Consider the following 23,194-nt stretch of genomic DNA (forward strand, 5'->3'; position numbering starts at 1 on the left):
CTCCGGTGGATCTTCCGCCGGGAGGGCGGCGGTACGGTCGGTGCCACGGCGGGACGGGACGGGACAGGAGGGGAGCGGGATGGAGCGGCGTTCGACCTTGCACGACGTGGCGCGGGAGGCGGGGGTGAGTGCGAAGACGGTGTCGCGGGTGGTGAACGGGGACGGTCCGGTGGCGGCGGCGACCCGGGCGCGGGTGCTGGCGGCGACGGAGCGGCTGGGGTTCCGGCCGAATCTGCTGGCGCGCAGTATCCGCATCGGCGGCCCGGATTCGACGGTGGGCCTGGTGGTGCCGGATCTGGGCAATCCGTTCTTCGGGGCGTTGGCGGGCGGGGTGGAGGAGGCGGCGCGGGCGCGCGGGTTGACGGTGCTGCTGGGGTGTTCGGGCGGTGATCCGGTGCGCGAAGCGGACGTGGTAAGCGCTTTCCTGGCACGTCGGACGGCTGCCCTGCTGGTGGTTCCGGCGACGGACGGGGAGGCGTCCGCGCAGCAGGCCGCAAGCGCCGGGGTGCCGCTGGTGTTCGTGGACCGGCCGGGCCCGGACGCGGACTGCGTGCTGTCCTCGAACCGGGCGGGCGCCCGCGAGGGCGTGGCCCACCTGCTGGCGGCCGGGCACCGCCGGGTGGCGTTCCTGGGCGATCTGCCGCCGGAGCTGTACACCCGCCGGGAGCGGCTGGCGGGGTACGAGGACGCGCTCGCAGGGGCGGGCGTCCCGCGCGACGGCGCGCTGCTCGCGGCGGCCCGGACGGCGGCGGACGCCGAGCTCGCGGTGGAGCGGCTGCTGGCGCTGCCGGATCCGCCGACGGCGCTGTTCGCGTCGCACGTGAACGCGGCGACGGGCGCGGTGCTGGCGCTGGCGCGGGCGGGCCGGCGGGAGGTGGCGTTGCTGGCGTTCGACGATCTGCCGTTGGCGGAGGCGCTGGATCCGCCGCTGTCGGCGGTGGCGCAGGCCCCGGCGGAGCTGGGTGCGGCGGCGCTCCGGCTGGCGCTGGCGCGGCTGGACGGGGACGTCTCGCCGCCGCGGACCGAGACGGTGCCGACCCGCCTGGTGCTGCGCGGCGCCCTCTCGCACGGCGCCCTCTCGCACGGCGCCCCCTCGCACGGCGCCCCTCGGACGGCAGCCCCGTTCGCGGCACTCTCCCGCACGGCATCCCCTTGACCACCCGCCGGTAGCGGATGGAGGGTGGCCGCCACCGGTCGATCACCCATCGAGGAGCGCGGATGGCCCCGCAGTTCGGCGACTACCAGAACGAGATCTACTTCGAGGCGCTGTTCGGCGTCGCCCCCAAGTACCCGATGACGTACGCGGGTTGGGCGGAGCGTGCGCAGGCGGCGCTGCCCCCGGACGTGTGGTCGTACGTGGCGGGCGGCGCGGGCGACGAGCACACCCAGCGGGCGAACGTCGCGGCGTTCGAGGGCTGGGGGCTGGTGCCGCGGATGCTGGTGGGTGCGAAGGAGCGGGATCTGCGCACCGGGCTGTTCGGCTTGGAGTCGCCGTCGCCGCTGTTCCTGGCCCCGGTGGGGGTGCTGGGGCTGTGCGCGCCGGACGGGCACGGGGATCTGGCGGCGGCCCGGGCGGCGGCCCGCACGGGGGTGCCGATGGTGGCGTCGACGCTGTCGGTGGACCCGATGGAGCAGGTGGCGGCGGAGCTGGGCGACACGCCGGGGTTCTTCCAGCTGTACACGCCGACCGACCGGGCGCTCGCGGAGTCGCTGGTGCACCGGGCGGAGGCGGCCGGGTTCAGGGGCATCGTGGTCACGCTCGACACCTGGGTGACCGGCTGGCGTCCGCGCGACCTGGGCAGCGGCAGCTTCCCGCAGCTGCGCGGCCACTGTCTGGCGAACTACACCTCGGACCCGGTGTTCCGGGCCCGGCTGAAGGACCCGGACGGGGATCCGCGCGGCGCGGTGATGGACTGGGTGCAGATCTTCGGCAACCCGCTGACCTGGGACGATCTGCCGTGGCTGCGTTCGCTGACCGACCTGCCGCTGATCCTCAAGGGCCTGTGCCACCCGGAGGACGTGCGCCGCGCGAAGGACGCGGGCCTGGACGGGATCTACTGCTCCAACCACGGCGGCCGGCAGGCCAACGGCGGGCTTCCGGCGCTGGAGTCGCTGGCCGAGGCGGTGGCGGCGGCGGACGGCCTGCCGGTGCTGTTCGACTCGGGGGTGCGCAGCGGTGCGGACGTGGTGAAGGCGCTGGCGCTGGGGGCGACGGCGGTGGGCGTGGGCCGGCCGTACGTGTACGGGCTGGCGCTGGGCGGGGAGGCGGGGGTGGTGCACGTGCTGCAGTCGCTGCTCGCGGAGGCAGATCTGCTGATGGCGGTGGACGGCTATCCGTCGGTGGAGTCGCTGCGGGCGCCGGGGGCGTTGCGGCGTTGCTGAGTCCACGCCCGCCCGCCTTATTGCGACTTACTTGCAATAACTGAGTGCATGCAGCAGAGTGGGGTCGCGGGGTCGTCCTCCGATCGTCTTCCCAACCGGCGTCCGCCGGGACACGGCGCCGGCCCCGCGCCAGCCTCCTCCCGCGCCAGCCCCCTCCCCCCGCCGCAGCGCCCCTGTCACGGCGTCAGCCGAGCGGCAGGCGCACCACCATGGTCTTGCCGCCGCCGTCCGGGTCGGCCAGCGTCGCGGTCCCGCCCCCGGCCAGCAGTGCCGTCTCGTGCACCAGGTTCAGCCCCCAGCCGCCGCTGCCGTCCGGGTACGGCACTTCGCGGCGGCGCGGACAGTGCGGGTGCCGGTCGTGCACCCGGACGGTCAACTCGTCCGGCCCGAAGTCGAGTTGCAGCGTGGTACGGGGCGAGCGCCGGGCGGCGTGGCGGACCGTGTTGGTGACCAGTTCGCTGACCACCAGCAGCACGGCGTCGGTCAGCGGGTGGTCCGCGTCCAGGCCGCGGGCGGCCAGTTCGGCGCGCACGCTGCGACGTGCCTCGGGGACGGACGCGGGTACGGTCGCCAGGCTCAGGCTGTACCGCACGGTCTGGGGTGGGTCCGCGACAGCCATGGTCGGTCCCTTCACGGCGGGGGCGACCGGGGTCGGTGCGGGGTGCGCCGTCGTCCGGCCGCGTGGGGGCTCGGCGGCCCTGCCCCGCCCGAGAAGAACCGGACAGACTACCGATAATCAGTACGGTACGGCCGAACGGGCCCATCTGCGGCGGCGGATGCTGGACAGTGGCCACAACTCGCCACCCGCGCAACGCCGTTCGGCATCACGTGACGGGCTCGGACAACAGGCTCGGACGCCGGCTCGGGCGACCGGCTCAGACGACCGGCTCCGCGCCGGGTATCCGTTCGAAGACCAGGTTGGTGCGGGTCTGCGCCACCGCCGGATGGGTCGTCAGGTGCTCGACCACGAAGCACCGCAGCGCCTCCGGGTCGGCCACCGCCACGTGCAGCAGGTAGTCCTCGCTGCCGGCCATGTGGAACACCGCCAGCACCCCGGGCAGGTGCGGTGCGGCGGCGCGGAAGCTTCCGTTCTGCTCCCGGGTGTGCGCCCGCAGCCGCACCGAGATCATCGCCTGCAGTGTCAGGCCGACGGCCGGCAGGTCCACCTCCGCGTGGTAGCCGCGGATCACTCCGCGCTCGCGCAGCGCCCGCACCCGGGCCAGGCAGGTGGACGCGGCGATCCCGACCAGCTCCGCCAGCGCGTTGTTCGCCATCCGGGCGTTGCCCAGCAGCGCCCGGACGATCGCCAGGTCGGTCTCGTCCAGCGCCGCCCGGGCCCGTGGAATGTTCGGCACGCACCCAGCGTGGCGGCCCGGACCGAACATCCGCAAGACCGCACCCTCTTCTGCCGAATGATCGACTGCCGCTCTGGCCTTCGCCCGTCGGCAAGTTCACCATCAACGCCCATGAGCCGACTCGACACCAGAGCCGTGCACGCCGGCCGCGACGACCTCGCGGCGCTCGGCGCGCACGTCCCCCCGCTCGACCTGTCCACCACCTATCCGGTGCCCGACCTCGCCGCCGGCGGCGACGCCTATCAGGCGCTGGCCACCGGCGGCCGTCCGCCCGCCGACGGCGGGCTGGTCTACCAGCGGCTGTGGAACCCCACCGTCGCCCGCTTCGAGCAGGCGCTGGCCGAACTCGAGGGCTGCGCCCAGGCGGTGGCGTTCTCCTCCGGCATGGCCGCGCTCACCGCCTGCCTGCTGGCCGCCGCCGCCGAGGGCCGTCGGCACGTGGTCGCGGTGCGCCCGCTGTACGGCGGCTCGGACCACCTGCTCGACTCCGGGCTGCTCGGCACCGAGGTCGGCTGGGCGACCCCCGACACCGTCGCCGACGCCGTCCGCCCCGACACCGGGCTCGTGCTGGTCGAGACGCCCGGCAACCCCACCCTCGACCTGGTCGACCTGGCCGCGATCGCCGAGGCCTGCGGCGACGTGCCGCTGCTGGTCGACAACACCTTCGCCACCCCGGTGCTGCAGCGCCCCGCCGAGTTCGGCGCCGCGCTGGTGCTGCACTCCGCCACCAAGTCGATCGGCGGGCACGGCGACGTGCTGGCGGGCGCCGTCGCCTGCACCACCGAGTGGGCGGAGCGGCTGCGCCGGGTCCGCGCCGTCACCGGCGCGATCCTGCACCCGCTGGCCGGCTACCTGCTGCACCGCGGACTGCAGACGCTGCCGCTGCGGGTGCGGGCCGCCTCGGAGAGCGCCGCCCGGCTCGCCGACTGGCTGGCCGAGCAGCCCGAGGTGTCCGCCGTGCACTACCCCGGCCGGTCCGGCTCCCCGCTGCTCGGACGTCAACTCCTGGGCGGTGGAAGCACCTTGGCGTTCGAGGCGGCGGGCGGTTTCGACCACGCCGCGGCGATCGCCGAACGCTGCGAGCTGATCACCCACGCGGTCTCGCTCGGCGGCGTGGACACCCTGATCCAGCACCCCGCCTCGCTCACCCACCGCCCGGTCGCGGACGCCCACAAGCCCGTCCCGGCGCTGCTGCGGCTCTCCGTGGGCCTGGAGGACCCGGCCGACCTGGAGGCCGACCTCGGCAAGGCGCTGATCTGGTAACAGCACTGCTCGGTGCGGGGGAAAACCCCCGCACCGGTCCGGTGGCGCACCCCAGCGCGCCGGAGAGCCCCGTCCGGCCATGCTCGTCACCGGGGCCGCACCGCGCGGCCCGGACAGGGAGACAGCGGTATGACGGCCCACCGGCGACGCCTCACCAGGCGCGGACTGCTCACCGCGGCGGCGGTCGCCGCCGTCCCCGCCCTGCGCCTCCCGGCCGCCGCGGCGGCCGACCGGACCGACCGGCAGGAGCTGCTCGTGGTGAAGCAACTGGAGGCCGCCGCGCACCCGTTGCGCTCCACCGCGCCGGGCGGCCGCAGCACCGACCTGGAGGCGCTCGGCGAGCTGATCGGCGACGCCGAGGTGGTCGGCCTCGGCGAGGCCACCCACGGCTCCCACGAGTTCTTCGCCCTCAAGCACCGGGTGTTCCGGTACCTGGTCGAGGAGCGCGGCTTCACCGCCTTCGCCCTGGAGGCGAGTTGGACGGCCGGCCTGGAGATCGACGAGTTCCTGCTCGGCGGCGAGGGCGACGCCCGCCGGGTCGCCGACCGCACCCTCGCCGGATCGCCGTGGCACCGCGAGGAGTTCGCCGACCTGATCAGCTGGATGCGCGACCACAACCGCCGCACCCCGCGGCGTCCCGTCCGCTTCCTCGGCGCCGACCTCGGGCTGCCCGCCCTCGGCGACCCGGTCTTCCGGCGCGTCCTCGACCAGGTCCGCGCCGCCCGCCCGCAGGACGCGGCCCGGCTCGCCGACCTGTACGCGCCGCTGCGCCCGCTGGACGACGCCGTCGGCTACCTCACCCGGCGCCCGCTCGCCGAACGCCGGGCGAACGCCGAACTCGGCCGCCGCGCCTTCGAGTTGGTCTCCGCCGTGGGCGACGAGCAGACCGTGCAGCACGCCCGGGTGATCGCCGACACCTTCGCGTTCCTCGCCATGGACCCCGCCGACGAGCTGTCGGTCGCCGCCGCCGAGCAGCTCCGCGACCGTGCCATGACGCACAACGTCCTGTGGTGGCAGCGGCGGACCGGCCACCGCATCCTGCTGTCCGCGCACAACGGCCATGCCGGGTACGCGTCCACCCTGCCGGAGCTGTACCCGGTCCCGCAGGGCGCGCAGCTGCGCCAGGCCCTCGGCGACGGGCGCTACCTGGCGATCGGCACCACCTTCGACCGGGGCACGTTCCTCACCACCGCGGACGGCGCGGGCGGCGCGTGGCGGCCCGTCGGCGTTCCGCCGGCCCCGCCCGGCAGCCTGGAACACACCCTCGACCAGGTCCGCCACCGCGACTTCTACCTGCCGCTGCGCCGGCTGCCCGCTCCCGCGAGCAGCTGGCTGGCGACCGCGCACCCCACGTACGACGCCGGGACCACCTACACCCCGACGCCCGTGCCGGTGCTCGCCCCGGCGGCCGCCTACGACGTGCTGGTCCATCTGCACGAGGTGACGGCCGCCAGGGCGCTCTGACTCATCGTCCGGCGAGGGTGCGCAGGTGGTCGAGGACCAGCGGGTCGATGCGGCCCTCGACGAGGCGGCCTTCGAGGTTCTCCACGCCGGCCCAACGGTCGAGCTCGTCGAAGCCGACCTTGGCGAGCAACGCGCGGACCTCGTCGGCGAGTTCGCCCTCCAGCGGGAGCAGCGTGGCCGGGTCCGGGGTGCCGTGCAGGATCTCGTGCAGGCCCAGCAGGCGGCGCAGTTCGCCGACCGGGTCGGCGTTGTCCTCGACCCGCAGGTCGTGCGAGGTGTCGCCCCAGCCGCCGACGCCCTTGCCGGGGTCGACGACGTACAGGGCGGCGCTCTGCCGGCCGCGGGAGTCGCCGCCGGCCGCGTCGCCTGCCGCGAGGGCCGCCAACAGGCGGTCGGCGAGCGGGAGTTCGGCGGAGGCGAGCCAGGCGGCTGCCATGTCGCGGACCACTTCGGGTCCGGTGAGGATGTTGCCCTGGATCGCGTAGTCCGGGCCGGCGACGCCGCCCGCCCAGGGCAGGCACTCCTCGCCGGTCCAGGTGAAGGCGCTGTCGGGGCCGACCACGCCGAGCTGGCGGTGGACCCGCCCGTCGTCGGCGGCTAGCAGCGCGGCGACGGTGTCGGCGGGCGAGGCGCCGCTGCGCAGCATGGCCATGCCCTGCGGGCGGTAGGCGAGGTTGGCCCAGGCCTGGGAGGCGAGGGCGCCGATGCCGGTTTCGGCGGCGGGCACCAGGGCCCCGACCGCGAGGAACTTGCTGGCCACGGCGACGCCGTAGGCGTTGCCGTGCCGAGCGACGATGGAGAAGGTCACGACGGGCGACGATAGCTTGGGCGGAACGTTTCGTCCACGGTCCGTCCTGCCTCGGCACATTCCGTCAAGAAGCGCCCCACCGGCGGACCTTCGGCCGGACCGGCCCCGGCCCCGGCTCCGACCCCGGCCGCGCGGCGGGTGCCGGTCTCGTCCCCGGCGCCCTACGCCCGCCGTCCGCGCAGCGGCTCAGAGGTCGAACTTGGCCCGCTTGTCGGCGGGCACCAGGTCGACGTACTCGGGGTGCTTGGCGATCCAGCCGCGGATGAACGGGCAGTACGGCAGGACGGCCTCGCCGCGTCCGCGGACGGTGTCGAGGGCGGCGCGGGCCAGCTTGCCGCCGAGGCCCTGGCCTTCGAACGCCGGGTCGATGACGGTGTGCACGAAGGCGATCTGCCCGCCGTCGCGGCGCTGGTACTCGGCGAATCCGGCGAGTCCGGCGTCGGTGCGGATCTCGAAGCGGGACTGCTCGGCGTTGTCGCTGACCTGGGGTTCCATCGCGGGTTGCTCCTGGTTCTCGGGGCTGTCGGTCGGACGATAGGGCATCGACGGGCGGTCAGTGTGCCCGTAGCGCAGCGAGTTGCTGCTCGAAGGGCACCACTCGCTGGACCGGGCCCGTCGCGGCGGGTCGCCCGGCGAGCAGGGCGGCGAGTTCGCCGGCGGCCCGGTCGATGCGTCCGGCGAGCGAGCCGTCGGCGCCGTTCGCGCCCCAGTCCTCGGAGGCGGCGAAGACGGCGGTGGGGACGACCACGGCCCGCAGGTGGGCGAAGAGCGGGCGCATGGCGTGTTCGAGGGCGAGGCTGTGCCGGGCGGTGCCGCCGGTGGCGGCGATCAGCACGGGCGTGCCGGTGAGCGCGTCCCGGTCGAGGATGTCGACGAAGGACTTGAACAGGCCGCTGTAGGACGCGGAGAAGATCGGCGTGACGGCGATCAGGCCGTCCGCCTCCTCCACGGCCCGGACGGCGTCGCGCAGCGCGGGCGGCGGGAAGCCGGTGACCAGGTTGTCGGCGATGTCCCGGGCGAGTTCGCGCAGTTCGACCACCCGGACGTCCACCTGCCGTCCGGCGGCGCCCAGTTCGCGGGCGGCGGCGCCGGCCAGGCGGTCGGCGAGCAGCCGCGTGGAGGACGGGACGGACAGCCCTGCCGCCACCACGACCAGTTTCAGCGCGCTCACTTGGCGACCTCCTCCTTCTCGCGGGCCTGCCCGTCGCCCTGCCTGTCAGCCTGCTCGTCGGCCTGGGCGCGGGCCGTGACCAGCGCGGCGTGGGTGGGCCCGTCGGGGACCTCGGCGGGGCGGTTCTTGGCGAACTCCTCGCGCAGCACGGGGACGACCTCCTCACCGAGCAGGTCGAGCTGCTCCAGGACGGTCTTCAGCGGCAGGCCGGCGTGGTCCATCAGGAACAGCTGGCGCTGGTAGTCGCCGAAGGTCTCGCGGAAGGCCAGGGTCTTCTCGATGACTTCCTGCGGGCTGCCGACGGTCAGCGGCGTCTGCTCGGTGAACTCCTCCAGCGACGGGCCGTGGCCGTAGACGGGGGCGTTGTCGAAGTACGGGCGGAACTCCCGTACGGCGTCCTGGGAGTTCTTGCGCATGAACACCTGCCCGCCGAGGCCGACCATCGCCTGCTCGGGGGTGCCGTGGCCGTAGTGGGCGTAGCGCTCGCGGTAGAGCTCGATCAGGCGCTGGAAGTGCTCCTTGGGCCAGAAGATGTTGTTGGCGAAGAAGCCGTCGCCGTAGTAGGCGGCCTGTTCGGCGATCTCGGGGCTGCGGATGGAGCCGTGCCAGACGAACGGCGGGGTGTCGTCGAGCGGGCGCGGGGTGGAGGTGAAGGACTGCAACGGGGTGCGGAAGCGGCCCTGCCAGTCGACGTTCTCCTCGCGCCAGAGCTGGTGCAGCAGCGCGTAGTTCTCGACGGCGAGCGGGATGCCCTGGCGGATGTCCTTCCCGAACCAGGGGTAGACCGGGCCGGTGTTGCCGCGGCCCATCATCACGTCCACCCGGCCGTTCGCGAGGTGCTGGAGCATCGCGAAGTCCTCGGCGATCTTCACCGGGTCGTTGGTGGTGATCAGCGTGGTGGAGGTGGAGAGGATCAGTTTCTCGGTCTTCGCCGCGATGTAGCCGAGCATCGTGGTCGGCGAGGAGGGCACGAACGGCGGGTTGTGGTGCTCGCCGCTGGCGAAGACGTCCAGGCCGACCTCCTCGACCTTGAGCGCGATGGCCACCATGGCCTTGATGCGCTCGTGCTCGCTGGGGGTCTGCCCGGTGGTGGGGTCGGTGGTCACGTCGCCCACGCTGAAGATGCCGAACTGCACCGCTCTCAACTCCTTCTCGGTTGATTCAACATTCAACCACTCGCTGCAACGCGATGCCACTCCGATCTGTTCCCGCCAGGATTCCCGGCCGGTTGACCGAAACGCCGACACTCTCGGCAGTTGATCGGATACGCAGAGTTGACTGATGGTCCGACATTCCGCTTACCTGGGGCACGCTTTCGGGCGCGGACCGTCACCGGCCGCCCGCCCGACACCCTCCCCTGCCGTCCGCCTCCCACCGGAGTGTCCGTGCGCCTGCGCCAGTTCCTCGCCCCGCTCGTCGCCACCGTCGCCCTGTTCGCGACCGCCGTGACCGCCGCGCCCACCGCGGCCGCCGCGACCCCGGCCGAGCTGAGGATCACCGTCACCACCGAGTGCTCCGCCGACTTCCGGCACGGCGACTCCCGCCTCGGCCCCGACCAGCTGCCCAACGCCGGGCCCGTCGGCCGCCAGCTGATCGGCTACTTCCGCACCGGCCTGCTCGGCGAGCAGCAGTTCCTCGCCACCTACTACGACAGCGCGGCCGGCAGCTGGAAGTACCCGCCGTCCGACGGCTACCTGCTGACGCCCGACGGCACCCCGATCGAGTACAACACCACCCTCCGGCCCGGCCAGAACATCGACCGCTACGGCAGCGAGTACGGCTCCTTCCTCGCCCCCGAGGGCCTGCCGTACGCCACCCGCTCGATCCCGCCGTCCAGCCTGGACGGCAACCCGGCCGCGGGCTGCAACTACCACGACTACCGGGTGCTCAAGGCGTTCACCGTGCACTCCGGCCCGATCGCCCCCTGGTTCGGACAGCCCGGCCTCGGCCTCCAGTACCAGCTGGACGCCGCGCTGGTGCCGGGCGCGCCGAACCGGATCAACGTCGGCTGGCTGGTCGACAACGGCTACCTGGCCCGCCTGGTCTGACGCACCCCCGGTTCCGCTCCGGTCGGCTCTGGTCCGGTCCGGCCGGTTCCGCTCCGGTCAGTTCTGCTCCAGCGCCTGGTCCAGCCAGGCCAGCCAGAACGACTCCAGCTGGATGCCCGCCTGCAGCACCATGTGCTGCAGGCGGTTCTCCGTCTCCGCCCTCTCCGGCGGGAAGTCGCGGCGTTCGATCTCCTGGTACTCGGCCAACTGCGCCCGGTGCAGCTCCCGGTGGCGCGCCAGCTCCTCGCCGAGGCCGTCCACGCCGAGCACCGCCGCGGCGCGCAGCCGCAGCAGCAGCGGGTCCCGGATCGGCTTCGGGTCCTGCGCCTGCCCGACCCACTCGCGCAGCCGCTCACGTCCGGCCGGCAGCACCTCGTACTCCTTGCGCTGCCCGCGCCCCGTCCCCGGCCCCGACGCGCGCACCAGCCCCTCGCCCTCCAGCCGCCCCAGCTCGCGGTAGATCTGCTGGTGCGTGGCCGACCAGAAGAACCCGATCGACCGGTCGAACCGCCGAGTCAACTCCAGCCCCGAGGACGGCTTCTCCAGCAGGGCGGTGAGGATCGCGTGCGGCAGTGACATGCGGCGATGGTACGGGGCGGGCGGGCGTCGTCGAGAATCACGGCTTGGTAAAAATTGCCAACCCTTGACCTTCGATTGGCGTGAATTCGGCAGAAATTGACGTGATTTGACCGATTCACGGCTCTCTACGCTTTCTTCACACCGCCACCCGAAGGAGCCCGCAGCCGTGAAGAGGTACCGAACGCCGTCCGCGCCGCTCTGGCTGGTGATGGCCCTCGTCTGCGCGGTCATGGTGATCGACGCCCTGCGGCGCCTCCACACCATGGCGGCCGATCAGTTCGCGGTCGGCCTGACCCTGTCCCTGGCCCTGCTGGCCGTCTCCGTCCGGATGCCCCGCCTGTGCGTCCGGCGCGGCCCGGACGGCATCCTGGTCCGCGGCTTCTGGCGCAGCCACGAGCTGCGCTGGTCGGAGATCGCCGGCTTCCGCCACGAGGGCTGGCTGGTCGTCGAACTGGTGGACGGCCGCAGCATCGCGGCCCTCGGGGTGTGGACGCAGAACTACCCCCGCAGTTACGTCGAGCGCACCGCGACGGAGTTGAACGACTTCCTCAAGTCGGCGCAGCAGAATGGCAGTTGACTCTGCCAACGTGCGGTCGAGGGTCTTGCGCCGGTTCGCCCGGTGCCGAAATACTCCCTACAGCGCTTGTCAGGGGCAGATCAGAACTGGGTCCGGGAATCGGCGGGAGTCGACCGGACCGCGATCGCCGCCTGCCCGCGCCTCACGGCCCGTCGACTGTCCGGGCCTCCCCCACACCCCAGGAGGAGAACTGTGAGGACCATGCGCACCACCCCCACCACCCCGTCCCGCGCCCGCGGACGGGTGCTCGCCGTCGCCGTCGCACTCGCCGCGGCGACCGCCCTCGCGGCGCCCAGTGCGGTGGCCGCCGCCCCGACGGCCGACGCGTTGGCGCAGGTCAGCAGCGCGGTCGAGCAGGCCGGCGTCAACGGCATCGCCTGGCACACCGACCGGGCCACCGGCCAGGTCGTCGTGACGGCCGACAGCAGCGTCACCCCCGCGGCGCTCGCCGAGCTCGGCAAGGCCGCCGGCTCCAAGCACCTCAAGATCGAGCGCACGGCAGGAACGTTCAACCCGCTGCTCTCCGCAGGCGCGGCCATCTACGGCGGCGGCTACCGGTGCTCGCTGGGCTTCAACGTGGTCAAGGGCGGCGTCTACTACTTCCTGACCGCCGGCCACTGCGGCAACATCGCGAGCACCTGGTACAGCAACTCCGGCCAGTCCACGGTGGTCGGCTCCACTGTCAGCTCCAGCTTTCCCGGCACCGACTACGCGTTGGTGAAGTACAGCTCGACCAGCCACCCCGGCGGCTGGTCGGCGGCCGGCGCGTACGTCGGCGAGGCCGTCAAGCGCACCGGCTCCACCACCGGCACCCACGGCGGCACCGTCACCGCTCTGAACGCCACCGTCCGCTACTCCGACGGCAGCACCGTCCGCGGCCTGATCCAGACCAACGTCTGCGCCGAGGGCGGCGACTCCGGCGGCCCCCTCTACGACGGCACCAAGGCCATCGGCCTGACCTCCGGCGGCAGCGGCGACTGCACCAGCGGCGGCACCACGTTCTTCCAGCCCGTCACGGCGGCCCTCTCGGCGTACGGCGTCTCGCTGTACTGATCCCCCGCCCCACGCGGTGGGGCGGCGCCCGACCCGGGCGACGCCCCACCGGCACCACCATGAGAAACACGCACCGAATGAACACCCGGACGTACCGGAACCCCTCGCACCACCTCGTCGGGCCGGGGCCCGCCGCTCCCGGCCCGGTCCTGCCCGCAGCCAGGCCCGACAGCCCGGTCACGCTGAACGCCGAACTCGCCGCAGGCCACGCCGAGTCGACGGCGGACCGCTCGTGAAGTACCGCAACCTGCCGCTGGCCGTGACCAGTTGGGTGCTGATCGGCGCGCAGCCTTTCGTCCTCGTCTTCCAGCTCGTGGACGGCGGCGGGCTCACCCGTCCCTGGGACGCGGTGCTCGTCGCCACCCTGCCGGCCGCCGCGGCCTGGGCGTTCCGCCGCGTCGGCGTCTCGCCCCGGGTGTACACCGAGGGCGACCGCCTCGTCGTGGTGAACCCCTTCGTCACCTACCGCGTCCCCGTGCGCTCGGTCCACCCGGTCGGGCGTTCCAGGGGCAGCGCGATCGCCGTGGACGGGCTGGGCGAGGTCCACCTGTGGGCGATGTCGGCGTCCGTCTTCGACGGCCGACGGGTGCGGGACGCCCGGCGGACCGTGCGCCGCCTCGCCAAGGAGGCCCGGGCGGCGTCACCGGCCATCGAACTCCCCCGCGCCGTCCGGACGTTCCGCGTCGAGTGGGCCGACCTCCTGCTGCTCCCGGCCCTCGCCGTCGCGGTGTGGCTGCCGGCGGGCGCGCGGTGAGGCGGGCCGCGGCGGCGGTCCGGTCAGGCGGAGCGGGCGGGCAGACCCTCGAAGGCGCGCCAGTGGTCGGCGTCGCGAGGGTCGGTCAGCCGTTCCGACAGGTGCCCGGCGCAGGCCGCGAACGCCTGGGGCAGCGAGAGACCGTCCCCGACAGCCAGTTGGAGGACGTCGACGTTGTGGGTGCCGTGGTCGGTCTCGCACCAGCAGCCGACGTTGACCACCGCGGTCACCAGGTGCCGGCCGTCCGCCGTCCAGCCGACGTCGAGCAGGAACTCGAACCAGTCGTATCCCTCCGACTCGTGGACGACGTCGAAGAGGAGGATCACGTGCGTCGCACACTCCGGCCCCGTGAAGACCGAATGCTCCAGGCACCATTCCCACTTCGCGGCGGCGGCCTCGGGGCCGCTCGTGTCGATGGCACCCGCGGCGTGGCGGAGCGCGTCGACGTCGGCGGCCGGCAGCGCAGGGAAGAGCGTGCTCAGGGGAACGTCGTGGAGACCGCCTCGGCTCATCGGCATGGGCCGATCATCCGGCCTCCCCGACCGGACCGCAATGCCCCACAGCAGGGAGATGCCCGATGAACGCGGCCACCGTCGGCCGGCGGTGTCGGCGGGTGCCGCTAGCGTGCGCGCATGGGGATGTATCTGGTGGACGCAGAGGCCGAGGAGTGGCTCGACGGGCCGTGTGCGGCGGCGTTCGACGAGGAGTTGGCGCGCCGGGGGCTGCCGCCGTACGTGCCGGAGCCGGCGGTGCGCGGCTCGGGGGCGGGGTTCGAGGAGAAGCTGGTTCCGCGCATGGACAGCTTCGGCGCGCTGTGCCGTGAGGTGCTCGGGCCCGTGGAGGAGGCGGGTCTGTTCGACTGGACGGAGTTGGTGCCGGTGCCGTTCGACGGGGCGATCGGGCTGCCGTTCGGCTCTGCCTACTCCGACCGGACGGTGATCGTCTCGGCCCACCGGCTGCTGCCCCGCGTGGCGCGGTTGGCGGAGGCCCTGGAGCTGCCCGAGGATCTCCCCGGCGTCGGTCTCCGCACCATGCAACTGACCTGCCGGTTCCTGGACTTCGAGAAGGAGCCGCACGCCCTCGCCGGCCTGACCGGCCGCTGGACGCGGGATCTTCCCGCCGCGCTCTACGTCGCGATGTACCTGCGGGCGGCCCGGCACTGTCTGCGGACGGGCCACCCGCTCACCTACTGCTGACCCTGTGTCAGAGCGTGGCCGCCAGGCGGGTGCCCTGGTCGATGGCGCGCTTGGCGTCGAGTTCGGCGGCGAGGTCGGCGCCGCCGATCAGGTGCGGGGTGATGCCGCGGGCGTGGAGGGCCTCGACGAGGTCGCGGCGGGGTTCCTGGCCGGCGCAGAGGACGACGGTGTCGACGGGGAGGGTCTGTTCGACGCCGTCGACGACGACATGCAGGCCGGCGTCGTCGATGCGGCGGTACTCGACGCCGGGGACCATGACCACGCCGCGGTGGCGCAGTTCGGTGCGGTGGATCCAGCCGGTGGTCTTGCCGAGGCCGGCGCCGACCTTGCCGGTCTTGCGCTGGAGCAGGTGGACGCTGCGCGGGACGGCGGGGCGGGCGGGGGCGGCGAGGCCGCCGGGGGTGGTGTGGTCGGGGTCGACGCCCCAGGTGGCGAGGAAGTCGGAGTCGGCGCCCGGGGCGGTGAGGTATTCGGCGACGTCGAAGCCGATGCCGCCGGCGCCGATCACGGCGACGCGGTCGCCGACCTTCGCGCCGTCGCGCAGCACGTCGAGGTAGCCGAGGACGCTCGGGTGGTCGATGCCGTCGATCTCGGGGACGCGCGGGGTGACGCCGGTGGCGAGCACGACCTCGTCCCAGCCGGTGAGGGCGTCCGCGTCGGCGAGCGTGCCGAGGCGCAACTCGACGCCGGTGCGGGCGAGTTCGTGCCGGTAGTAGCGCAGCGTCTCGTCGAACTCCTGCTTGCCGGGGACCCGGCGGGCGACGTTCAGCTGTCCGCCGATCTCGTCGGCGGCGTCGAACAGGGTGACGTGGTGGCCGCGGTCGGCGGAGGAGACGGCGAAGGCGAGGCCGGCGGGGCCTGCGCCGACCACGGCGATCCGCTTGCGCAGCTGCGTGGGCGAGAGGACGAGTTCGGTCTCGTGGCAGGCGCGCGGGTTGACCAGGCAGGAGGTGATCTTCCCGCTGAAGGTGTGGTCGAGGCAGGCCTGGTTGCAGCCGATGCAGGTGTTGATGGCCTCGGGGGTGCCTGCGGCGGCCTTGTTGACGAAGGCGGCGTCGGCGAGCATCGGGCGGGCCAGCGAGACCAGGTCGGCGTGGCCGGTGGCGAGCAGTTCCTCGGCGATGTCGGGGGTGTTGATGCGGTTGGTGGTGACCAGCGGGATGCCGACCTTCCCCATCAGCTTCTTCGTCACCCAGGCGAACGCGCCGCGCGGCACGGAGGTGGCGATGGTGGGGATGCGGGCCTCGTGCCAGCCGATGCCGGTGTTGATGATGGTGGCGCCGGCCGCCTCGATCTCCTGGGCGAGCCGGATAACCTCGTCGAAGGTGGAGCCGCCGGGCACCAGGTCGAGCATGGACAGCCGGTAGACGACGATGAAGTCCGTACCGACCCGTTCGCGCACCCGGCGGACGATCTCGATCGGGAAGCGCATCCGGTTCTCGTACGAGCCGCCCCAGCCGTCGGTGCGGTGGTTGGCCTGGCGGGCGATGAACTCGTTGATCAGGTAGCCCTCGGAGCCCATGATCTCGACGCCGTCGTACCCGGCGGAGCGGGCGAGTTCGGCGCAGCGGGCGAAGTCCTCGACGGTCTGCTCGATCTCGTCCTCGGTCAGCTCGTGCGGGACGAACGGGCTGATCGGGGCCTGGAGGGCGGACGGGGCTACCAGGTCCTGGTGGTAGGCGTAGCGGCCGAAGTGCAGGATCTGAAGGGCGATCTTGCCGCCCTCGGCGTGCACGGCGTCGGTGATCGCGCGGTGCTCGGCGGCCTCCTGCTCGGTGGTGAGCTTGGCGCCGCCGCCCCACGGCCGGCCGGCCTCGTTGGGGGCGATGCCGCCGGTGACGATCAGGCCGACGCCGCCGCGGGCGCGCTCGGCGTAGAACGCGGCCATCCGCTCGAAGCCGTGCTCGGCCTCCTCCAGGCCGACGTGCATGGAACCCATCACCACCCGGTTCCGCAGGGTGGTGAAGCCCAGGTCGAGCGGGGCCAGCAGGTGGGGGTACGCAGCAGTCATCGACGCCTCCGATCAGGATTTGTTACCCAACGGTAGGGGTCGGCGGACTTTCTCTGCAACTAGTTGCACAAAGCTGGGCGGCGACCGTGCGGCGATAGAGTCGGACCATGAGTACGGACGAGGCGAGCGTGCGGATCGACAGCTGGATCTGGGCGATCCGGCTGATCAAGACCCGCTCGGCGGCGGGCGCGGCCTGCCGGGCCGGGCACGTGAAGGTCAACGGGGCCACCGCCAAGCCCGCGCAGCACGTCAAGGCGGGCGACGACGTGCGGGTGCGGGTCGAGGGCCGGGAGCGGATCGTCCGGGTGGTCCGGCCGATCGCCAAGCGGGTCGGCGCGCCCGTCGCCGAGACCTGCTACGTCGACCACAGCCCGCCCCCTCCCCCGCGTACCGAACGCCCCGCCGAGGTCGGTCTGCGCGACCGCGGCGCCGGACGTCCCACCAAGCGCGACCGCCGCGACCTGGAGAAGCTCCGCGACGGCCACCGCCCGTACGCCTGAGCGGACTTCAGCCAGTTCAGCCCGCTCAGCCCTGCTCGGCCCGCTCAGCCCTGCTCGGCCCGATCCTTGGCGATCCGCACCTGCTCGGCGAACTGCTCGGCGGAGATCCGTTCCACCGAGGCCTCGTATCTCGCGGCCAGTTCGTCGACGGGTGCGCTGTCGTGCTCGACCACGTCCAGCACCAGCAGCGCCCGGCCGTTCTCGACCCGGGACGACAGCACGATCAGGCCCGCGCCGCCGTCGGTGATCTCGGTCTGCTCGGCGGCGTTGCCGATCGCCGCGCCCGCCGCGAAGCCCAGCAGCACCCCGATCGGACCGCCGAGCAGCCCCACCAGCCCGCCCACCAGCCCCGAGCCGACGGTCGGCACGCCCGCACCCCGGATGTGGCTCTCCGGAATGTCGACGATCCCCTCCTCGCTGCGCTCCAGCACCGCGACCTGCCGGACCCCCGGCAGGTGCATCGCGTCCTCGTACGCCCGCCGGCACGCCGCCGGGTCGGTGAAGCCGAGCAGCAGCACGTTGTGGTGGTGGTCGCTCATCACAGGTCCCCTTCGCCGACGGTCGCTCCAACCCCGCCCATCCTGCCCCGCGAGCCCTGCGGCGCGCCTGTCCGGCACACCCGTCCGCATGGCCGCGGCCCCGCTCGCACGGCAGCGACAGGCCTGCGCGCGCGGCAGCGACAGGCCTGCGCGCGCGGCAGCGACAGGCCCGCTCGCGCGACAGCGGCAGGCCCGCTCGCGCGGCAGCGAAAGGCCCGCTCGCGCGGCAGCGAAAGGCCCCGTTCGTGCGGCGGCGATAATGGTCGCCATGGCCCGCCGACGCACCCCCTCCGCCCCTGCCGCTCCGACTGCCTGCCCGTGCGGGCTGCCCGCCGCGTACGACGACTGCTGCGGGCGGCTGCACCGCGGCGAGGCGGCGGCGATCAGTGCCGAGCAGCTGATGCGCTCGCGGTTCAGTGCCTTCGCGGTGCGGGACGAGCCGTACCTGCTGCGGTCCTGGCACCCGGACACCCGGCCCGCCTCGGTGGACTTCGACCCGTCGCTGCGCTGGGAGCGCCTGGAGATCCTCGGCGCCACCGACGGCGGCCCGTTCCACCAGGACGGCACCGTCGAGTTCCGCGCCCACTTCCGCGAGCGCGGGCGGGCCGGCGCGATGCAGGAGAACAGCCGCTTCGTCCGTCACGGGGGCGAGTGGGTCTACCTGGACGGCGTCATCCAGCCCTGAGCAGGCGGTACTTGAGGCCGAGCAGCGCCCCGCCCGCGCCGCGCGGCAGCAGCCACCCGGTGTCGGTGCGGTCCTGCGCGCCGAACCGGTACTTGTACGGCTCGTCGCCGCGCAGGAAGTCGAAGACCCGCACGCCGTCCGCCGCGCAGGTGCGGATCGCCGCGTCGATCAGGGCGGTGCCCAGCGACTCGGCGGCCCACCGCTGGTCCCAGCCGATCTGGTAGTAGGCGAACCGGTCGGCCCACCGGAAGCCGTACAGCACGCCGATCAACTCGCCGTCGTGTCGGGCGAGTTGAAAGGACGGTCCGCAGTCGGGCCGGGCGGTCTCCAGCAGTGCCCGGTGCAGTGGCAGCCGGCCCGCGTCGAAGCTGCTCACCCCGCCGGCGGCGGCCTGGCGGCGCAGCCGGTGCAGGCGCAGCAGCTCGTCCAGCAGGGCGGGCCCGGCGGCGGCGGGCGGCAGCCATTCGAAGGTGACGCCGGCGGCGGCCAGTCGGCGGTGGGCGCGGCGGTTGGCGGCCCGGAAGTCGCGCGAGCCCAGGCGGTCGGGCCCGACGGCGAGGTCGAGTCGCGGGCATGCGGTCCGGGCGACGGGCCGGGCGCCGGGCGGCAGCAGGTCCTCGTGCGACGAGTCCCACGAGGGCAGCCACAGGGTGCTCCGGCGGGCCTGTCGGGCCAGCCACGCGGCCACCTCGCCCCGCCGGTGCGGCCGGACGGCGGGCCCGCAGTGGTCGGCGGCCCCGGGCCCGGCGCCGAGCAGCGTGAGCACCGGCACCGCGACCGGCACCCGGTGGTGCGCCCGCACCCGCGCCCGGCCGAGCGGCGCGACCGCCTCGACCCGCCCGTCCGGCCCGCGCCAGACCGCCACCTCGCCCCGCTGCCCGGCGCCGAGCGTCCGCCACCACGCCAGCACCCAGTCCGGCCCGGCGAACCACGACCCGTCCGGGTCGTCGGCGATCAACTCCCGCCACTGGCGGACGAGTTCGCCGTCCAGTTCGGGCGTGCGCAGGATCTCCGGCGCATCCGTCACAGCAGATTCCCCTTTCTCGACAGCGAACTCTCCCCGACACCTGGGCAGTTCGACCCGCGAACGCCTCCGCGGCGCGGTCTTCACCGGCCGCCGCGGAGGCGGTGAACGGCCGGGTGGAGGCCCGAGAGGATGGTGTCGAAGCGGTCGGGGCCGGTGTGGGAGTTGACCCGGAGGCGGCTGATGCGCAGGCGGTGGGTGGGGGCGAGGTCGGCATGGCGGTGGTCGAAGAGGAAGGCGGTGCGGTAGCCGAGGGTGCGCAGGACGGTCTCGGCGCGCGGGTCGTGGTTGCCGTTGGGGTAGGCGAAGGTGGTCGGCGGGTGGCCGAGCCAGCTGGTCAACCGGTCGTGGGCGTCGACGAGTTGGGCGTCGAGGGGGTCGTCGTCGCAGCGGTCGAGGCAGGGATGGGAGGCGGTGTGGTTGCCGATGGTCAGGCCGCCGTCGAGGAGGGTGCGGATCTCGGCGGCGCTCAACTGCCGCTGCCCGGGGGCCTGTCGGCGGGCGGTGGCGCGCAACTCGGCCAGCGAGAGCAGGCGTTGGGCGTCGGGGAGGGTCTTGAGGCGGTGGACGGCGGCGGCGGGTCCGAGTCCGTGCAGCGCGGGGGTGCGGCCGCCGTGCCGGACGAGGTGGGCGGCCTCGGTCCACCAGTAGGGGCGGTCGGTGTCGACGAGGTCGGTGATGACGTACGCGGCGGCGGGGATGCGCAGGCGGGCGAGGATCGGCAGGGCGTGGGTGAGGACGGTGTGGTCGCCGTCGTCGAAGGTGACCAGCACACTGCGCGGCGGGAGCGGCCGGCGGCGTTCGGCGGCATCGGCGACCTGTTCGGGGCCGACGGGGTGGGCGGTGCGGGCGAGGCGTTCCATCTGGGCGCGGAAGGCGACCGGGTCGTCGATGCCGTGGTAGGCGAGGACGGCGAGGCGGCGGGCGGCCCGGGCCCGGAAGACGGGTTGGAGCGGGGAGTGTCGCAGCAGGGCGTCGATCCCCCGGCGCCGGGCGGCGCGGTCCGTGGTCGGCATGGCTTCCCCCTCGACCGGTGGTACGGACGGGCACCCCGGGCGTTCGGCCCGGGGTGCCCGTCGGAGTTCAGGTCATCAGCGTCCCATGCGGCGGTAATGGCTGTCCCAAGTTCCTGAAAGGTTCCTGGGAGCGGGCCCGGCGCGGGCCGGGGCGCAGGCGCACCACCTGTCCGGATCGCACCGCTTTGCGGCAGTTGTAACGGATTGGCATAGTTCTGGGAGACTGCTGCCCGTCCGCCCATGGGAGTGCCCTCACAATGACCATGCCCGGCTTCGGCTCGCTCGGCCCCAACGACGCCTTCTCCGAACTGCTGAATCGCTTCTTCGGCCTGAACCCGGCCGCCGCCCCGCCCGCCGTCCAGCGGGTCCCGATCGGGCGGCTGCTCACCGAGTCCGCCCGGGACCTGATCGGCCGGGCCGAGCTGCGCGCCCAGGAGGACGGCAGCGCCGACCTCGACACGCCGCACCTGCTGTGGGCGGCGACCCTGACCGACCCGGCCCGGTCACTGCTGGCCCAGGCCGGCGCCGACCCGGACAAGCTCGCCGCCACCATCGAACGCACGCTGCCGGCGGGCGAGGCGGACCCCTCCGTGGAGCCCGGTCTGACACCCGCCGCCAAGCGGGTGCTGATCGGCGCGCACGCCCGTTCGCAGGCCGCCGGGGTCTCGTACATCGGGCCGGAGCACATCCTGGCCGCGCTCCTGGACGACCCGGACTCGGCGGCGGGCCGGCTGCTGGCCGCGCACGGCGCGGACGCGTCCCGGCTCCAGCGCGGCGCGGAGGCGGCGGCCGCCCGGGGCGAGCGCGGCGTCCCGGCCAAGCCGGAGAGCAAAACGCCCACGCTGGACGAGTACGGGCGCGACCTGACCGAGGACGCCAAGCTGGGCAGGCTCGACCCGGTGGTCGGCCGGGCCGAGGAGATCGAGCAGACCATCGAGATCCTCTCCCGCCGCTCCAAGAACAACCCGGTGCTGATCGGCGAGCCCGGCGTCGGCAAGACCGCCATCGTCGAGGGCCTGGCCCAGCGGGTCGTCACGGGCGACGTCCCGGCCACCCTGAAGGACCGCCGGGTGGTCTCGCTGGACCTGTCCGGCCTGGTCGCGGGCGCGAAGTACCGGGGCGAGTTCGAGGAGCGGCTGAAGAGCGTCATCGACGAGGTCCGGGAGGCCGCCGACTCGACCATCCTGTTCATCGACGAACTGCACACCGTGGTCGGCGCGGGCGCCGGCGGCGAGGGCGCGATGGACGCCGGCAACATGCTCAAACCCGCCCTGGCCCGGGGCGAGTTGCACGTGATCGGCGCCACCACCATCGACGAGTACCGCCGGTACGTCGAGAAGGACGCGGCGCTGGAGCGGCGCTTCCAGCCGGTGCTGATCCCGGAGCCGTCCGTCGAGGAGACCGTGCAGATCCTGGAGGGCCTGCGCGACTCCTACGAGGCGCACCACCAGGTGCGGTTCACCGACGACGCGCTGCGGGCCGCCGCCGACCTGTCCGACCGGTACGTCTCCGACCGGTTCCTGCCCGACAAGGCGATCGACCTGATGGACCAGGCCGGCGCCCGGGTCCGGCTGCGCGGCCTGGGCCGCTCCACCGAGGTGATCGGCCGGGAGGACGAACTCGCCAAGCTGCAAAGGGAGAAGGACGAGGCGGTGGCCGCCGAGGACTTCGCCCGGGCGTCCGAGCTGAAGACCCGGATCGCCGACCTGGAGTCGCAGAACGCCGAGATCGAGGAGCGCCGCGAGGGCGTCGTCTCCGTCACCGTCGACGACATCGCCGACGTGCTGTCCCGGCAGACCGGCATCCCGGTCTCCCAGCTCACCGAGGACGAGAAGGCGCGGCTGCTGAAGCTGGAGGAGCAACTGCACGCCCGGGTGATCGGCCAGGACAAGGCGGTGGTCGCGGTCTCCGAGGCGGTGCGCCGCAGCCGGGCCGGCATGGCCGACCCGAACCGCCCGGTCGGCTCGTTCCTGTTCCTCGGCCCGACCGGCGTCGGCAAGACCGAACTCGCCAAGGCCCTGGCCGAGTTGATCTTCGGCGACGAGGACCGGCTGGTGCGTTTCGACATGAGCGAGTTCCAGGAGAAGCACACCGTCTCCCGCCTGGTCGGCGCCCCGCCCGGGTACGTCGGCTACGAGGAGGCGGGGCAGCTCACCGAGGCCGTCCGCCGCCGCCCGTACAGCGTGCTGCTCTTCGACGAGGTGGAGAAGGCCCACCCGGACGTCTTCAACGCGCTGCTCCAGGTCCTGGACGACGGGCGGCTGACGGACGCCCAGGGCCGCACCGTGGACTTCCGCAACACCGTGGTCATCATGACCTCCAACATCGGCTCGCAGCTGATCCTCTCCCACCGCGGCGAGACCGACGAGATCCGCGACCGGCTGATGGCCGAACTGCGCGGCCGCTTCCTGCCGGAGTTCCTCAACCGGATCGACGACATCATCGTCTTCGACGCGCTCGGCGAGTACGACCTGCTGCGGATCGTCGACCTGATGCTGGGCAACTCCGAGCGGCGGGTGAAGGCGCAGGGCCTGGAACTCGACGTCACCGAGGCGGCCAAGAAGTGGCTGGTGGACCGCGGCCACCAGCCCGAGTTCGGCGCCCGGCCGCTGCGCCGCACCATCCAGACGCAGCTCGACAACCGGCTCGCCGGCATGCTGCTCTCCGGCGACGCGCAGCCCGGCGACACCATCGTCGCGGACGCCCGGGACGGCGAACTGGTCGTCTCCATCGGCGAACCCGCGCCGTCCTGAGCCATCGCCCCACGGC

General features: G+C 73.6%; 25 protein-coding genes. 13 read left to right on the forward strand and 12 right to left on the reverse strand.

Going from position 1 to position 23,194, the window contains the following annotated elements; translation table 11 throughout:
- Positions 1–79 precede the first annotated feature (79 nt).
- Positions 80–1,156: a LacI family DNA-binding transcriptional regulator gene (locus ACFV4P_RS08930; protein WP_380468860.1), complete on the forward strand. Its 1,077-nt coding sequence runs from the start codon at positions 80–82 to the stop codon at positions 1,154–1,156.
- A 62-nt stretch (positions 1,157–1,218) separates the two neighbouring features.
- A complete protein-coding gene (locus ACFV4P_RS08935) occupies positions 1,219–2,382 on the forward strand; it encodes an alpha-hydroxy-acid oxidizing protein (RefSeq protein WP_380468863.1) in 1,164 nt (387 codons plus the stop codon).
- A 184-nt stretch (positions 2,383–2,566) separates the two neighbouring features.
- Here the strand turns inward: ACFV4P_RS08935 and ACFV4P_RS08940 are convergent, their stop codons facing one another.
- Entirely contained in the window at positions 2,567–3,001 is a 435-nt protein-coding gene (locus ACFV4P_RS08940) for an ATP-binding protein (protein ID WP_380468865.1), read from the reverse strand.
- Between the two features lie 256 nt (positions 3,002–3,257).
- A complete protein-coding gene (locus ACFV4P_RS08945) occupies positions 3,258–3,737 on the reverse strand; it encodes an Lrp/AsnC family transcriptional regulator (protein WP_380468867.1) in 480 nt (159 codons plus the stop codon).
- Positions 3,738–3,848: 111 nt separating this feature from the next.
- Between ACFV4P_RS08945 and ACFV4P_RS08950 the strand changes: the two genes are divergently transcribed.
- Both ACFV4P_RS08950 and ACFV4P_RS08955 read left to right on the forward strand, forming a co-directional pair.
- Positions 3,849–5,000 carry a trans-sulfuration enzyme family protein gene (locus ACFV4P_RS08950; RefSeq protein ID WP_380468869.1) on the forward strand — a complete coding sequence of 384 codons (1,152 nt, stop codon included), beginning with the start codon at positions 3,849–3,851 and terminating at the stop codon, positions 4,998–5,000.
- A 129-nt stretch (positions 5,001–5,129) separates the two neighbouring features.
- On the forward strand, positions 5,130–6,464 hold the full coding sequence (locus ACFV4P_RS08955) for an erythromycin esterase family protein (RefSeq protein ID WP_380468871.1): 1,335 nt from the start codon (positions 5,130–5,132) through the stop codon (positions 6,462–6,464).
- A 1-nt stretch (position 6,465) separates the two neighbouring features.
- On the opposite strand, the gene ACFV4P_RS08960 is transcribed toward ACFV4P_RS08955, so the two are convergent.
- The 4 genes from ACFV4P_RS08960 to ACFV4P_RS08975 form a co-directional block, all read right to left on the reverse strand.
- Positions 6,466–7,272 carry a DUF1028 domain-containing protein gene (locus ACFV4P_RS08960; protein ID WP_380468873.1) on the reverse strand — a complete coding sequence of 269 codons (807 nt, stop codon included), beginning with the start codon at positions 7,270–7,272 and terminating at the stop codon, positions 6,466–6,468.
- 186 nt (positions 7,273–7,458) lie between these two features.
- Positions 7,459–7,815 carry a GNAT family N-acetyltransferase gene (locus tag ACFV4P_RS08965; protein ID WP_380468875.1) on the reverse strand — a complete coding sequence of 119 codons (357 nt, stop codon included), beginning with the start codon at positions 7,813–7,815 and terminating at the stop codon, positions 7,459–7,461.
- A 10-nt stretch (positions 7,816–7,825) separates the two neighbouring features.
- The gene (locus tag ACFV4P_RS08970) at positions 7,826–8,443 is read right to left on the reverse strand and encodes an FMN reductase (RefSeq protein WP_380468877.1); all 618 of its coding nucleotides are present in this window, start codon (positions 8,441–8,443) and stop codon (positions 7,826–7,828) included.
- Positions 8,440–9,579 carry an LLM class flavin-dependent oxidoreductase gene (locus tag ACFV4P_RS08975; protein ID WP_380468879.1) on the reverse strand — a complete coding sequence of 380 codons (1,140 nt, stop codon included), beginning with the start codon at positions 9,577–9,579 and terminating at the stop codon, positions 8,440–8,442. Before ACFV4P_RS08975 ends, ACFV4P_RS08970 begins: the two co-directional genes overlap by 4 nt.
- 249 nt (positions 9,580–9,828) lie before the next feature.
- Between ACFV4P_RS08975 and ACFV4P_RS08980 the strand changes: the two genes are divergently transcribed.
- Positions 9,829–10,491 (forward strand): TNT domain-containing protein, encoded by a 663-nt coding sequence (locus ACFV4P_RS08980; RefSeq protein WP_380468881.1) that lies wholly within the window; start codon positions 9,829–9,831, stop codon positions 10,489–10,491.
- 57 nt (positions 10,492–10,548) lie between these two features.
- Here the strand turns inward: ACFV4P_RS08980 and ACFV4P_RS08985 are convergent, their stop codons facing one another.
- Positions 10,549–11,070, reverse strand: coding sequence for a PadR family transcriptional regulator (locus ACFV4P_RS08985; RefSeq protein WP_380468884.1), 522 nt, complete (start codon positions 11,068–11,070; stop codon positions 10,549–10,551).
- Positions 11,071–11,236: 166 nt separating this feature from the next.
- On the opposite strand from ACFV4P_RS08985, the gene ACFV4P_RS08990 reads away from it, so the two are divergent.
- The 4 genes from ACFV4P_RS08990 (at position 11,237) to ACFV4P_RS09005 (ending at position 13,454) form a co-directional block, all read left to right on the forward strand.
- The gene (locus tag ACFV4P_RS08990) at positions 11,237–11,647 is read left to right on the forward strand and encodes a PH domain-containing protein (RefSeq protein WP_380468887.1); all 411 of its coding nucleotides are present in this window, start codon (positions 11,237–11,239) and stop codon (positions 11,645–11,647) included.
- A 192-nt stretch (positions 11,648–11,839) separates the two neighbouring features.
- On the forward strand, positions 11,840–12,700 hold the full coding sequence (locus tag ACFV4P_RS08995; protein ID WP_380468890.1) for a S1 family peptidase: 861 nt from the start codon (positions 11,840–11,842) through the stop codon (positions 12,698–12,700).
- 77 nt (positions 12,701–12,777) lie between these two features.
- Complete coding sequence (locus tag ACFV4P_RS09000) at positions 12,778–12,936, forward strand: hypothetical protein (RefSeq protein WP_380468893.1); 159 nt, start codon at positions 12,778–12,780, stop codon at positions 12,934–12,936.
- Positions 12,933–13,454 carry a hypothetical protein gene (locus tag ACFV4P_RS09005; protein WP_380468895.1) on the forward strand — a complete coding sequence of 174 codons (522 nt, stop codon included), beginning with the start codon at positions 12,933–12,935 and terminating at the stop codon, positions 13,452–13,454. The genes ACFV4P_RS09000 and ACFV4P_RS09005 overlap by 4 nt, the downstream gene beginning before the upstream one ends.
- Before the next feature lie 23 nt (positions 13,455–13,477).
- Here the strand turns inward: ACFV4P_RS09005 and ACFV4P_RS09010 are convergent, their stop codons facing one another.
- Entirely contained in the window at positions 13,478–13,972 is a 495-nt protein-coding gene (locus ACFV4P_RS09010; protein WP_380468897.1) for a hypothetical protein, read from the reverse strand.
- A gap of 114 nt (positions 13,973–14,086) precedes the next feature.
- On the opposite strand from ACFV4P_RS09010, the gene ACFV4P_RS09015 reads away from it, so the two are divergent.
- Positions 14,087–14,650 (forward strand): hypothetical protein, encoded by a 564-nt coding sequence (locus ACFV4P_RS09015; RefSeq protein ID WP_380468899.1) that lies wholly within the window; start codon positions 14,087–14,089, stop codon positions 14,648–14,650.
- Positions 14,651–14,657: 7 nt separating this feature from the next.
- On the opposite strand, the gene ACFV4P_RS09020 is transcribed toward ACFV4P_RS09015, so the two are convergent.
- Positions 14,658–16,661: an FAD-dependent oxidoreductase gene (locus ACFV4P_RS09020; RefSeq protein ID WP_380468901.1), complete on the reverse strand. Its 2,004-nt coding sequence runs from the start codon at positions 16,659–16,661 to the stop codon at positions 14,658–14,660.
- Positions 16,662–16,768: 107 nt separating this feature from the next.
- Here ACFV4P_RS09020 and ACFV4P_RS09025 point away from each other — a divergent pair, with 107 nt between their 5' ends.
- A complete protein-coding gene (locus tag ACFV4P_RS09025; RefSeq protein ID WP_380468903.1) occupies positions 16,769–17,161 on the forward strand; it encodes an RNA-binding S4 domain-containing protein in 393 nt (130 codons plus the stop codon).
- A 44-nt stretch (positions 17,162–17,205) separates the two neighbouring features.
- Here ACFV4P_RS09025 and ACFV4P_RS09030 read toward each other — a convergent pair whose 3' ends face one another.
- Positions 17,206–17,700 (reverse strand): hypothetical protein, encoded by a 495-nt coding sequence (locus tag ACFV4P_RS09030; RefSeq protein WP_380468905.1) that lies wholly within the window; start codon positions 17,698–17,700, stop codon positions 17,206–17,208.
- A 268-nt stretch (positions 17,701–17,968) separates the two neighbouring features.
- On the opposite strand from ACFV4P_RS09030, the gene ACFV4P_RS09035 reads away from it, so the two are divergent.
- The gene (locus ACFV4P_RS09035; protein ID WP_380468908.1) at positions 17,969–18,385 is read left to right on the forward strand and encodes a YchJ family protein; all 417 of its coding nucleotides are present in this window, start codon (positions 17,969–17,971) and stop codon (positions 18,383–18,385) included.
- On the opposite strand, the gene ACFV4P_RS09040 is transcribed toward ACFV4P_RS09035, so the two are convergent.
- Together ACFV4P_RS09040 and ACFV4P_RS09045 are read right to left on the reverse strand one after the other, a co-directional pair.
- The gene (locus ACFV4P_RS09040) at positions 18,372–19,412 is read right to left on the reverse strand and encodes a GNAT family N-acetyltransferase (RefSeq protein WP_380468910.1); all 1,041 of its coding nucleotides are present in this window, start codon (positions 19,410–19,412) and stop codon (positions 18,372–18,374) included. The two genes, ACFV4P_RS09035 and ACFV4P_RS09040, sit on opposite strands and share 14 nt — an antisense overlap.
- Positions 19,413–19,492: 80 nt before the next feature.
- The gene (locus ACFV4P_RS09045) at positions 19,493–20,425 is read right to left on the reverse strand and encodes a polysaccharide deacetylase family protein (RefSeq protein WP_380468912.1); all 933 of its coding nucleotides are present in this window, start codon (positions 20,423–20,425) and stop codon (positions 19,493–19,495) included.
- A 257-nt stretch (positions 20,426–20,682) separates the two neighbouring features.
- On the opposite strand from ACFV4P_RS09045, the gene ACFV4P_RS09050 reads away from it, so the two are divergent.
- Positions 20,683–23,178 (forward strand): ATP-dependent Clp protease ATP-binding subunit, encoded by a 2,496-nt coding sequence (locus ACFV4P_RS09050; RefSeq protein WP_380468914.1) that lies wholly within the window; start codon positions 20,683–20,685, stop codon positions 23,176–23,178.
- Positions 23,179–23,194: the final 16 nt, after the last annotated feature.

The sequence above is a fragment of the Kitasatospora sp. NPDC059795 genome, from assembly GCF_042732175.1.
Classification (GTDB): Bacteria; Actinomycetota; Actinomycetes; order Streptomycetales; family Streptomycetaceae; genus Kitasatospora.

Coding starts and splice junctions, on each gene's coding strand:
- ACFV4P_RS08965 (WP_380468875.1), bottom strand. CDS start 7,815: ATGCCCTATCGTCCGACCGACAGCCCCGAGAACCAGGAGCAACCCGCG.
- ACFV4P_RS08930 (WP_380468860.1), top strand. CDS start 80: ATGGAGCGGCGTTCGACCTTGCACGACGTGGCGCGGGAGGCGGGGGTG.
- ACFV4P_RS08985 (WP_380468884.1), bottom strand. CDS start 11,070: ATGTCACTGCCGCACGCGATCCTCACCGCCCTGCTGGAGAAGCCGTCC.
- ACFV4P_RS09050 (WP_380468914.1), top strand. CDS start 20,683: ATGACCATGCCCGGCTTCGGCTCGCTCGGCCCCAACGACGCCTTCTCC.
- ACFV4P_RS09010 (WP_380468897.1), bottom strand. CDS start 13,972: ATGCCGATGAGCCGAGGCGGTCTCCACGACGTTCCCCTGAGCACGCTC.
- ACFV4P_RS08950 (WP_380468869.1), top strand. CDS start 3,849: ATGAGCCGACTCGACACCAGAGCCGTGCACGCCGGCCGCGACGACCTC.
- ACFV4P_RS09015 (WP_380468899.1), top strand. CDS start 14,087: ATGGGGATGTATCTGGTGGACGCAGAGGCCGAGGAGTGGCTCGACGGG.
- ACFV4P_RS08955 (WP_380468871.1), top strand. CDS start 5,130: ATGACGGCCCACCGGCGACGCCTCACCAGGCGCGGACTGCTCACCGCG.
- ACFV4P_RS09035 (WP_380468908.1), top strand. CDS start 17,969: ATGGCCCGCCGACGCACCCCCTCCGCCCCTGCCGCTCCGACTGCCTGC.
- ACFV4P_RS09000 (WP_380468893.1), top strand. CDS start 12,778: ATGAACACCCGGACGTACCGGAACCCCTCGCACCACCTCGTCGGGCCG.
- ACFV4P_RS09030 (WP_380468905.1), bottom strand. CDS start 17,700: ATGAGCGACCACCACCACAACGTGCTGCTGCTCGGCTTCACCGACCCG.
- ACFV4P_RS09025 (WP_380468903.1), top strand. CDS start 16,769: ATGAGTACGGACGAGGCGAGCGTGCGGATCGACAGCTGGATCTGGGCG.
- ACFV4P_RS08940 (WP_380468865.1), bottom strand. CDS start 3,001: ATGGCTGTCGCGGACCCACCCCAGACCGTGCGGTACAGCCTGAGCCTG.
- ACFV4P_RS08935 (WP_380468863.1), top strand. CDS start 1,219: ATGGCCCCGCAGTTCGGCGACTACCAGAACGAGATCTACTTCGAGGCG.
- ACFV4P_RS09045 (WP_380468912.1), bottom strand. CDS start 20,425: ATGCCGACCACGGACCGCGCCGCCCGGCGCCGGGGGATCGACGCCCTG.
- ACFV4P_RS09020 (WP_380468901.1), bottom strand. CDS start 16,661: ATGACTGCTGCGTACCCCCACCTGCTGGCCCCGCTCGACCTGGGCTTC.